This is a genomic window from Mariniflexile sp. (genome assembly GCF_052728615.1).
Genome location: NZ_JBFVFE010000006.1, coordinates 111,333 through 121,641 on the forward strand (window position 1 = coordinate 111,333; position 10,309 = coordinate 121,641).

Consider the following 10,309-nt stretch of genomic DNA (forward strand, 5'->3'; position numbering starts at 1 on the left):
AATTATTTCCATAATTTCTTGGCACGTTCCAAATCTTCTGGGGTGTCAATTTCAACACCTTGCACATCGGTCTCTACCATTTTAATACGTTTACCATACTCTAAATAACGAATGCACTCAATTTTTTCCGAAGCTTCCAAAGGTAACATGGGCAATCTATAAAAATCTAAAATAGCTTCCTTTCTAAAAGCGTAAACACCTTTATGCTTGTGGTATTTTGCACCTACATGTGGATCTCTTGGATATGGAATGGGACTTCTTGAAAAGTATAAAGCGAAATTTGATTTATCAACAATAACTTTTACCGTATTAGGGTTGTTTATTTCTTCCGAATCTGTAATATGAACCATTAAAGAAGCCAAATCGATACTTTTTTCTTGGTCGTCCCTAAAAACGTCTATGAGTTTTTTCAAGGATTCCTTTTCGGTAAAAGGTTCATCGCCCTGAACATTGATTACAATATCTATATCCATAAATTCCACAGCTTCTGCTATTCTGTCGCTGCCGCATTCATGCTCTTTTTTGCTCATTAAAACCTTACCACCATTATTTTTAATTTCATTGAAAATGATGTCGCTATCGGTCACAACAAAAACATCATCAAACAAATTGGTGGCTACCGTGGCTTCATAAGTACGTAGAATGACCGTTTTGCCCCCAAGATCTTGCATGAGTTTCCCAGGAAAACGGGATGCACTATAACGTGCCGGAATCATTGAAATTATTTTCACGTGTTTAAAATATTGTTTTTTATCGGTCACCTGTTACTTCCATATAATCATTTCCTTGCGTAGCGAGAACTCGTTATGGAAGTTTCATCTATAGATATTAATCGGTGTCAAAAATATGATATTTATTGTGGTTTTTGGTTTTAGTGAGTCTAAATTTTTATAAATGTATTAGGATTGATTGTTACACAAAGGTTTTTTCTCGCAAAGGCGCAAAGCCGCAAAGGTAATGCTGAAAACTGTAACTGAAAACTATCTTAAGCTTCTTCAAAAAAATCATCCTTAAAGCCAATAAGATACAATTTTTCCTTGGCTCTGGTTACAGCTGTGTATAACCAACGCAAATATTCTTTGTCAATCCCATTTGGTAAATAAGGTTGCTCCACAAAAACGGTGTTCCATTGGCCACCTTGCGATTTGTGACAGGTAATGGCATACGAGAATTTCACTTGCAGCGCATTAAAATGTTTGCTCGCTTTTACTTTTAAAAACTTTTTATAGTTGCTGGTTTCGTTCTCAAAATCCTTCATGACTTCTTGATAGAGTCTATTGGAGTCTTCATAAGACAGAGAAGGTGTTTCAGATTCGATAGTATCTAAAAGTAAAACCGTTTCAAAAGGAAGCATTTTAGGATAATCGACCATACGGATTTTTACTTCCGCAAAGCGAAAACCATAAAGTTCTTCCATTCTAAAAATCTCTAAAACTTCAATAATATCGCCATTGGCTATAAACCCCGCTTCGGTAGTTGGTTTGATCCAAAAATAATTATTCTTCACCACCATTAAATAATCTCCCGAAGACAATTCACTTTCATTGAATAAAATCCGGTTTCTAATTTGCTGGTTGTATAAATTGGCTCGTTTGTTACTTCGCACAATAATGGCGGTTTCCTCATTACCCAAATCGCTATAACAATCGTTTATGGCGTCCATAATTTCATGACCATCAATAAGCCTAACGATGTCTTTATAAGGTGTCAAATCGAACTTAAACGCATCGTTTACACCGTTTGACAACGCTTCGCGAAGCACGGTGGCATTGGCAAGAATTCCAGAATCCTGTTCCTGCCTCACCACTTCATCCAACTCCATTTTAGTGACTTCCTTGTTGTAATTTAAAGCCAGCAGGTTTTCATCTAAAGCAGGACTTATATCCAGTTTTACAGGCGGCAATTGTGCGGTGTCTCCAATAAACAACAATTTACATTGGTGGCCCGAATACACATACTGCATCAAATCGTCCAACAGCGAACCATTTTCAAAGAGTTTAGAATCTCCCGGAGTATCGGGTATCATAGAGGCTTCATCCACAATAAAAATCGTGTTTTTATGCTTATTGGGTTGCAAAACAAACGATACGCCCCCTCCTTTTTCCTTTTTAGGAAAATAAATTTTTTTGTGGATGGTAAATGCCTCTTTTCCAGAATAATTAGAGATTACTTTCGCCGCCCTACCCGTTGGTGCCATGAGTACAGCGCTTTTTTTGGCTTTCCATAAATTGTTCACAATAGTACCAACAATGGTGGTTTTACCCGTACCAGCATAGCCTTTAAGCACATAGAGCGCATTTGGAGCGGAGTTAAAGATAAAATCAGCTAATTGCTGTAAAACAATATTTTGCTTTATAGTGGGTTTAAACGGAAACTGTTGATTTATAAGCGAATAAAATTCTGGAGCGGTCATTTAAATGGGTAAATTACAAATTATTCAAAGATAGAAATGATTTTTAGTCTCAATACGTTTTAACGATTAAAAAAAAATTGTAGATTTGCGAAAGACCTTTAATAAACTATTTAATTAAAAAACTATTATGCTGAAATTTATTCTTATTGCTGTTGCAGTTATACTGCTTACAATTGGCTTGGTTAAGTTAGTTGATAAATTCATCCCTTCAAAATTTAAGCCTGTGTTAAAAATAGTGCTATGGGTATTGATTGCATTCCTTGGTTATCAAACATACATGTCTATTTACACCCCTATTTTATTCAACAAAGAAAAGAACAAGCGGTATGCCAAAGTCATTGAAAATTTAAAAGATATAAGGGACGCTGAGTTGGCACACAGACAGGTTACAGGGAAATTTACAGATAATTTTGATGAATTGGTTAAATTTATTGAAACTGCCAAATACACCATCACGCAACGTCGCGACTCGAGTGTTTTGGATGTTGCAATGACTAAACAGTTTGGAGTGGACTCGTATAAAGATATTGTTATTGTTGATACTTTGGGATTTGTTCCAGTAAAAGATTCCTTATTCAAAAACTCTACTAGATATAAAACAATGATGAACGTTCCTGTTGGAAAACCTGGCGAAAAGTTTAAATTGCAGGCAGGTTTTATCGACCAGAACGATATAAAAATTGCTGTTTTTGAAGCTTCAGTAAAAAAAGACGTTTTATTATATGACTTAGATAGAGATTTGGTAATCCAAGAAAACCAAGTGATTTCAGTTGATGGCGTTAATGGCGATGTTTTAAAAGTAGGTTCTATGAGCGAAGTTAATACCAATGGAAATTGGCCAAAAACCTATGGCTCCAACGAATAAAATTTCAAGCAGGCTACCTAATTTAGAACTGTCCATTCAAATAAGTTTGAGTGGACTTTCTTTTTGTATCTTACAACGAGATACCCATACCATTACTTTTTTAAAAGAGATTGATTTTCAAAAAAAATTAAATCCTTTAGAACTTTTAGATCATTTAAAGCATGTATTCAATACAGAAAAAGTTACGGACACCAGTTACAACGCCATAACCGTTATTCACGATAACGAGCTTTCTACGTTAGTGCCCAAACCTTTGTTTAAAGAAGAATGTTTGGTCGATTATTTAAAGTTCAATTCCAAAATCCTTGCTACCGATTTTGTGACCTATGATGACATTGTTATAAACGAAAGTGTCAACGTATATGTACCCTACATAAATATCAATAATTTTATTTACGACCAATTTGGCGCTTTTACTTTTAAGCATGTTTCCACTATTTTAATAGAGGAAATTTTACATATTGAAAAAAATGCCAGTTCTCCAAAAGTATATGTGAATGTGAGCAAAAACAACTTTGAAATGGTGGTTGTTGAAAACACAAAATTGATGCTTTACAACACATTTGAATACGCAACGCCCGAAGATTTTATATACTACATACTTTTTGCAACCGAGCAGTTAAACCTAAACCCAGAAACTTTTAATCTGGTGTTTATTGGTGATGTGCACACAGATGATGCACTTTATACCATGGCATACAAATACATTAGGCATGTTAGTTTTGGCAATAGAAACGAATCGTACCACTATACAGAAGCGCCTAAATCCAATCATTCAAATTTCACTTTAATAAAAAGTTTTTAATGCGTATTATTTCAGGAATCTATAAAAGCAGAAAAATAGTAGCTCCTAAAAAATTGCCCGTTCGCCCCACAACCGATATGGCAAAAGAATCGTTGTTCAATATTTTAAACAATAACTTTTATTTTGAAGCTATTAAAGTACTCGACCTTTTTGCTGGAACAGGAAACATTAGCTACGAGTTTGCATCAAGGGGCACAAAACAAATCACTTGTGTGGATCAGGATTTTGGTTGTATCAAGTTTATAAACGAAACTGCCAAAAGTTTTGAAATGCCCATTCAAACCATTAAAAGCAATGTGTTCGATTATTTGGAAAAATCGAATTTGCAAGCAGATGTTATTTTTGCAGACCCACCATACAGTTTTACAGATGAGGAATTCGCAAAAATACCAGAACTTATATTCAAGAATAATTTATTGCTGGACGAAGGTTTGCTTATCGTGGAACATTCTAAGCACACGAACCTGTCAAATTTAGATCATTTTGCATACTCAAAAAGCTACGGTGGCAACATGTTCAGTTTTTTTGAAAATACATAAAACCATCTTTCTACCTATAATTATTTTTTTTTCAGTATCTTAGACATCTCCCAAGAGTCCCACACTCTATAATATACTTTACTATACTCAAGAAAAAAACTGTTTTTTCTCTTGAATTTGTTTATGGGTCGCTATTCATATTAATCACTAAAACCATAAACAACAATGAAAAATCTCTCTTTATTAGTACTGGCTGCAATACTATTTACAGCATGTCAAAATCAACCACAGCGTTACACGCAATCTTCACCGGAAATTGAAACCTTTAAAGCCGTTATTAACGATTACGACACCAAAAATTATGAATCGTTAGTGAGCTATTATGCCGACACCTCAAAAACAAATTTCAATAAAGTTAAAATGGCTTCCAAGGATATTCCGGAATTCCATAAACAGAATGATGTAAACTATAGTGAACGTGGTTTTGCAAAAGACGGACAGGAATTTGAAATGGTACTTGATGATGAGGGAAAAACATGGGTGAACTTTTGGGGAACATGGAAAGCAACCTTAGCTGCCAACGGCAAAGAATTTACTATGCCGGTCCATTTAACTGCCAGATTTATTGATGGAAAAATTGTGGAAGATTATGGATATTGGGATCCTTCTGAAGTTATTATGGCTCTGCAAGAAATTGAGGCTGTGAACAACATGGGCGTTGATGAAAAAGCAATTTATAACACAATTAAAAATATGATAACAGTTTGGAATAAAAATGATCAGGAAGCAATGAAAGCTATTTCAGTTCCAAATTTAATTAGAAATGCAAACGGCGCACGTGTTGCAAGCAACCAAGAAGAATATGGGGCAATGATGACGGCTTTCTTTACCGGATTCCCCGATTTTAAAGTTATTCTTGAAGACACAAAAATAAAGGATAATAAAGCCATTATTACTTGGAGATGTACAGGAACAAACACCGGGGAATTTTTAGGAAACCCACCAACAAACAAAAAAACCAACATACAAGGTATGAGTATTTGGACTTTTAATAGTGACGGAAAAGCGGTTCAGGAAGATGCGTATTTTGATAATTTAACTATGTTTCAACAACTAGGCTACAAAGAAGTGCCTTCAATATAATTTAACTAACTTATTAATACCGACCGATTATGAAAACTATTAAATCAACTTTTTTATTGGCATTTATTTTATGTTTAGCCATTAATTTTTCGCAAGCGCAACAAGCATATCAAATACATCAAGACAATGTGAAACCATCCATGGTTATGGAATATGAAAAAACAGCCAAAGAGTTAGTTGCGGCAAGTAAGGAACATAAACCACAAACCAATTGGGCTACAGCAGTTACAAATGATCTGAAATATTCATATATAACCCCTATTGAAAACATGGCGGATTTAGATAAACGCCCTTTTGCAGATATGGCTAAAAAAATGGGTGATAAATGGACAACAATGTTTACAAACTTCGATAAGTGCTATGATTCGCACAGAAGCTACATCATACATTTGGTTGAAGACCTAACCTATATGCCGGAAGGCATTACAATTACCCAAGAAGGGCAAGATTACCGTAATTGGTACTATATCTATTTTACCCCTTCAAATGCCGAAAAAATTCGCGAAGGCATGAAAGCGGTAAAAGAACTGTATAAAGCCAAAGGTTCTAAAGAGTATTATCGTATTTATAGAAATGGCTATGGAACAACCGAAGATTTTTATTTAGTTGCCGTTTCTGCTAAAGATGAAATAGATAGTGCAACCAAATCTAAAGCCAATGAAATCGTGTTGGGTCCAGAGCGTTGGGAAACCTTTAGTAAGGTTATGGATTACGCTACAAGATATGAGGAGTATTCCGGAAACATGCGTCCGGATTTATCATATTCATCAAAATAGTTCAAACTTTAAAAAATGGATAAACTCTTTTTAGCTGCACTATTGATGGTGCTTTCCATATCCTGTAAGGACACCGTGCCTGAAAGGTATCTAACCACTTTACCTGAAATTGATGTGGTTACGGCCATGATAACCGATTACGAAAAAGGTAATTGGGAGGGTTTTGTTAGTCATTACAGCAACGATGCAAAACTGCAACACAACCAGTTTAAACTTACCATGCAAGAGTTGAGAGATGTCCACATGACCGATACCAAAATGTGGGACACATACGGTTTTAACAAAGAAGAAGACAACATTTTTTATGAACAAATAATAGATGATAAAGGTGATAAATGGGTCTACTTTTGGAGCACTTGGGAAGGCAAACTAAAAGACTTAGATAGACACTTTAAAATCCCGGTTCATTTGGCATGCAAAATGTTGGACAATAAAATTGTGGAGGAATATGGTTTCTATAACCGTTACGAAATAGACGCCACTTACAGGGAAATGGCTATGGCAAAAGACGCTATGGTCGCTACCGAATAGTGCATATTATTTAACCAACCAATTTTAAACTATAAACCCTTCTTAAATTTTAAGAAGGGTTTATTGATTATAAGCAAGTAAATCTATAAGCCGAATTCTGTATGTCCCGAACTCGTTTCAGTCCCGATAGCTATCGGGATACTTAAACAAGCACAAAACACCCTTATCATTTATCTGAGTGCGTTGTTACCAAAACACTTTAGCTGCCTACCCTCCAACAATCGAGCGTGCCGCCCTCAAACGTTGGTATACATGACATTGCACCACATAGAGTTTACCTGGTTTCACTACAGCATGACCTGTACATACTTTCTGTTGCACTTTTCCTAACCTCACGGCTGGTGGTTATTAGCCACTATGTTGCACTACGGTGTTCGGACTTTCCTCTAAATCCTCGCAAAAGCGGGGATCCCATTCATAAACCTTTCGATTTGCAATATGGGATAACCAATCAAGTTGGGCATTTAGCGATAAGGCGATTTACTTACTGCAAAATTACAATAAAGAAATTCCAAATTCAATAATTAAAATATATTTTAGTACATGAACTCATGTCTTTTGTTTTTTTTGCGAAAAATAATACTTTTTTCCTAAAAAGGGAAATTTGTCGTGCACCCATTTAAGATTATAACTAAACCACTATGGACTAAAGTGCCATAGGTTTTTAAATCTGACTAAAGTCAGCAATACGTGATTACTCGAATGAAACCAACATATTAATTCGATTACCTGTATACTCTTTTTTGGCTCAAAGGAAACTGAATAAAGATTTTTAGAAGCTAAAGCGAGATGCACTAAAGTACATAGTTTTAACTAAATTTGAGACCAATAAAATAGTAGAAAAGAACTAAACCTTAGGCTTAGCTCTTAACTGCTATTTTTTATATACCGTGTAAACAGTTTTTATTCAACTTTTCTATATTTAAATGAGCATCCTTCATCACAGGCAGGTTCAATTGGAATCATCACTAAATGATTTGCGCTTTCAAAAGAATAAGAGTATTTACTTTCAAAAACCATATTTGGATTGATACAGGTGATATTAATTTCTAGTATGTTCTCTTCCGACTGATTTTGGACGAAATAAGAGCTATTATCAATTTCGTTACATTCAGATGGACTTATTTCAGACTCATAGGTAGAGTCTTGATTGAAAGTTATTATATAACCATCTTCAATTTGTTCCCATTCATTAGGTGTACCGTTAGCATTGTTTGCTGTTCTTTCAATTAATTGCCAACTTCCGACAATAGAATTTTTTATTGGCTTATTTTCATCACTTTGACTGCAAGAACTAATTGCAATCATTAAAATTAATATTAAAACTAAATTTTTCATTTTCTTTATTTTTAATTAATAATTATTTGGTGGTTTTCTGATTTTCCTTTTTTATAAATTTTTAAAATATAATTACCTCTTTTGTAATCTGATACATCTATGGTGGTTTGGTTGTCAATTAAACCTTTAAAAATTAAATTTGAATTGAAATCAAAAATTTTATAGTAAGCAGAATTACTGCCATAAGATGTTTTCTTTGAATTTACTTTATTAGAGGATTGAGTTTTTTGAATGGTCAAATTTTCCGAACTAGGATTAGGATATACACGATATTCAGTTTCTCCACCACCACCTCCTAACGTACAGTCAACAAATTCCACTTCCCATTGAGTCCAATTGGATGTGCCACAGGAATTTGTGCCTCTTGCCTCAAACAAATACCAACCGGGAGTATAGTTATAATCTGTAGGCAAAGTTGCAATTCTCCCAATAAAATTATAAGGTCCAGCAACAATATTATAAGTAGTCAAATCTCTTATTCTTACTTCATAAGATGCATTTGGAACATAAGGCAATATCTCAAATTCGTTGTCATAATGACTTGAGCATAAGTAACCAGATACACCTGCTCCATTATTTCTAAAAAGCACATTATCCACTTCGGCTTTTCCTACGTGAAAATTTTCTTGAAACGTTATGCCGTTGTTTAATACAGCCCTTACCCAACCATCTCCATTGGAATACGAACTCGCTCCCCTTATAGTTGCATTTGAATTGTTACTGGATACAATTTGTACATTACTGGAAGATGTCCAAACAGTCGTTGCACCTCCGAGATTGGATAATGTTACGGTCGTGGTTTGTGGGTAACAAATGGTACTGACTTCTGAAATCTGTGTACAAGATGTACTCCTTGTGTTTTGTAATATAGGCTCAGTATATATTGCAGCTCTCATTCTAAAACCCTGACTGTCTGTGAAATGGTCTCTATTTATCAACCAAGGGTTTAGATGATAACATGACATTAAATTGGTCATGTCAGGATTATAACCATTCATAGCTCCGTTTCCACTATCTGCGGGTGTATCGCATACAAAATCTCCACAACTGCTACAATTTGAGCCATCAATTGCTTCTGCACATCCAGATTCACCATATGCTAAGCCTTTATGTGTATGTTCTAGACCCAAGCAATGTCCAAGTTCGTGAGCAGAAGTTGAGGTCAACACACGATTATCTCTTATAAATAAAGCGATTGAAGGCACATCTAATGCAAATCCATTAAATTCCATATCATCAACAATGTAATAATTGATTGCTTGACTTTGATTTCTGGCATTAGCTATAGCTATACCTTCGTTGACATCTACATAGAGGTTACTTGTATTATCAATAAAAGAAGTTCCAGCATTATTGATTAAAATATTGTGTGGACTGTAAAATTCATTAAGTTCTCGTACAATTTCATTTGTGTTAGGAATTGGAAAAGCATTAGTTCCATCTGTATTCCTTACTATATGAAAAAAAACATTTATACATATAGCGGAACTTGAACCTTTGGATAAACTAGATTTGCTTGTCTTACTATCATCTTGAGGATATATTTTAGGATTTGTTGTTTGAGGCGTCCCACACAATTGAGCAAATACTGAATTAAGATTACAGATTAGAATTACAATGATTAATAATTTTATTTTCATAATTTTCGTTGTTTTTAATGGTTAGTGCTTATCTTAAATTGTCTACAACGTTGATCTGGTCGAGTAAGTAAGGGGAATTCCACCCCAAGCCTCTCACAGAACCGTACGTGATAGTCTCCCATCATACGGCTCTTGTTATACAAATCTAAAACTATATCACTTAATAAACAAAGCCTATTTGCCAATGATAAAACAAGTTGGGGAATTGCTCCTGTACTCTTGTAAACCATCTATAAGCTCGCTTTATACCGGTCTTATAGCGTTTATACCTTTTTCTTGCCCACCTCACCAAGCGATTGTTGAGCAGTTTGAAAACCTT

At 34.8% G+C, this 10,309-nt stretch carries 10 protein-coding genes and 1 other RNA gene; 6 read left to right on the forward strand and 5 right to left on the reverse strand.

Annotation, left to right across the window (positions count from 1 at the left end; translation table 11 throughout):
* Window positions 1-2 precede the first annotated feature (2 nt).
* A complete protein-coding gene (gene kdsB / locus ACU1LP_RS04295; RefSeq protein WP_445735668.1) occupies window positions 3-716 on the reverse strand; it encodes a 3-deoxy-manno-octulosonate cytidylyltransferase in 714 nt (237 codons plus the stop codon).
* A gap of 269 nt (window positions 717-985) precedes the next feature.
* On the reverse strand, window positions 986-2,413 hold the full coding sequence (locus tag ACU1LP_RS04300) for an ATP-dependent DNA helicase (protein ID WP_445735662.1): 1,428 nt from the start codon (window positions 2,411-2,413) through the stop codon (window positions 986-988).
* Between the two features lie 127 nt (window positions 2,414-2,540).
* Between ACU1LP_RS04300 and ACU1LP_RS04305 the strand changes: the two genes are divergently transcribed.
* The 6 genes from ACU1LP_RS04305 (at window position 2,541) to ACU1LP_RS04330 (ending at window position 7,012) form a co-directional block, all read left to right on the forward strand.
* Window positions 2,541-3,278 carry a hypothetical protein gene (locus ACU1LP_RS04305; protein WP_445730880.1) on the forward strand — a complete coding sequence of 246 codons (738 nt, stop codon included), beginning with the start codon at window positions 2,541-2,543 and terminating at the stop codon, window positions 3,276-3,278.
* Entirely contained in the window at window positions 3,262-4,083 is an 822-nt protein-coding gene (locus tag ACU1LP_RS04310) for a DUF3822 family protein (RefSeq protein ID WP_445735663.1), read from the forward strand. The genes ACU1LP_RS04305 and ACU1LP_RS04310 overlap by 17 nt, the downstream gene beginning before the upstream one ends.
* Entirely contained in the window at window positions 4,083-4,622 is a 540-nt protein-coding gene (gene rsmD / locus ACU1LP_RS04315; RefSeq protein WP_445730882.1) for a 16S rRNA (guanine(966)-N(2))-methyltransferase RsmD, read from the forward strand. The genes ACU1LP_RS04310 and rsmD overlap by 1 nt, the downstream gene beginning before the upstream one ends.
* Window positions 4,623-4,787: 165 nt before the next feature.
* The gene (locus ACU1LP_RS04320; RefSeq protein WP_445730883.1) at window positions 4,788-5,705 is read left to right on the forward strand and encodes an ester cyclase; all 918 of its coding nucleotides are present in this window, start codon (window positions 4,788-4,790) and stop codon (window positions 5,703-5,705) included.
* A 29-nt stretch (window positions 5,706-5,734) separates the two neighbouring features.
* The gene (locus ACU1LP_RS04325) at window positions 5,735-6,481 is read left to right on the forward strand and encodes a hypothetical protein (RefSeq protein WP_445730884.1); all 747 of its coding nucleotides are present in this window, start codon (window positions 5,735-5,737) and stop codon (window positions 6,479-6,481) included.
* A 15-nt stretch (window positions 6,482-6,496) separates the two neighbouring features.
* Entirely contained in the window at window positions 6,497-7,012 is a 516-nt protein-coding gene (locus tag ACU1LP_RS04330; RefSeq protein ID WP_445730885.1) for a hypothetical protein, read from the forward strand.
* Window positions 7,013-7,082: 70 nt separating this feature from the next.
* On the opposite strand, the gene rnpB is transcribed toward ACU1LP_RS04330, so the two are convergent.
* The 3 genes from rnpB to ACU1LP_RS04345 all read right to left on the reverse strand — a co-directional run bounded on the left by rnpB (window position 7,083) and on the right by ACU1LP_RS04345 (window position 9,990).
* An RNA gene (rnpB, locus tag ACU1LP_RS04335) (RNase P RNA component class A) lies at window positions 7,083-7,438 on the reverse strand.
* A gap of 477 nt (window positions 7,439-7,915) precedes the next feature.
* Window positions 7,916-8,350 carry a hypothetical protein gene (locus tag ACU1LP_RS04340; RefSeq protein WP_445730886.1) on the reverse strand — a complete coding sequence of 145 codons (435 nt, stop codon included), beginning with the start codon at window positions 8,348-8,350 and terminating at the stop codon, window positions 7,916-7,918.
* An 11-nt stretch (window positions 8,351-8,361) separates the two neighbouring features.
* On the reverse strand, window positions 8,362-9,990 hold the full coding sequence (locus ACU1LP_RS04345) for a zinc-dependent metalloprotease (RefSeq protein WP_445735664.1): 1,629 nt from the start codon (window positions 9,988-9,990) through the stop codon (window positions 8,362-8,364).
* Window positions 9,991-10,309: the final 319 nt, after the last annotated feature.

Bases quoted from the DNA above. Each gene is read 5' to 3' on its own strand.
- kdsB (WP_445735668.1), bottom strand. From the start codon at position 716: ATGATTCCGGCACGTTATAGTGCATCCCGTTTTCCTGGGAAACTCATG.
- rsmD (WP_445730882.1), top strand. From the start codon at position 4,083: ATGCGTATTATTTCAGGAATCTATAAAAGCAGAAAAATAGTAGCTCCT.
- ACU1LP_RS04325 (WP_445730884.1), top strand. From the start codon at position 5,735: ATGAAAACTATTAAATCAACTTTTTTATTGGCATTTATTTTATGTTTA.
- ACU1LP_RS04330 (WP_445730885.1), top strand. From the start codon at position 6,497: ATGGATAAACTCTTTTTAGCTGCACTATTGATGGTGCTTTCCATATCC.
- ACU1LP_RS04305 (WP_445730880.1), top strand. From the start codon at position 2,541: ATGCTGAAATTTATTCTTATTGCTGTTGCAGTTATACTGCTTACAATT.
- ACU1LP_RS04345 (WP_445735664.1), bottom strand. From the start codon at position 9,990: ATGAAAATAAAATTATTAATCATTGTAATTCTAATCTGTAATCTTAAT.
- ACU1LP_RS04340 (WP_445730886.1), bottom strand. From the start codon at position 8,350: ATGAAAAATTTAGTTTTAATATTAATTTTAATGATTGCAATTAGTTCT.
- ACU1LP_RS04310 (WP_445735663.1), top strand. From the start codon at position 3,262: ATGGCTCCAACGAATAAAATTTCAAGCAGGCTACCTAATTTAGAACTG.
- ACU1LP_RS04300 (WP_445735662.1), bottom strand. From the start codon at position 2,413: ATGACCGCTCCAGAATTTTATTCGCTTATAAATCAACAGTTTCCGTTT.
- ACU1LP_RS04320 (WP_445730883.1), top strand. From the start codon at position 4,788: ATGAAAAATCTCTCTTTATTAGTACTGGCTGCAATACTATTTACAGCA.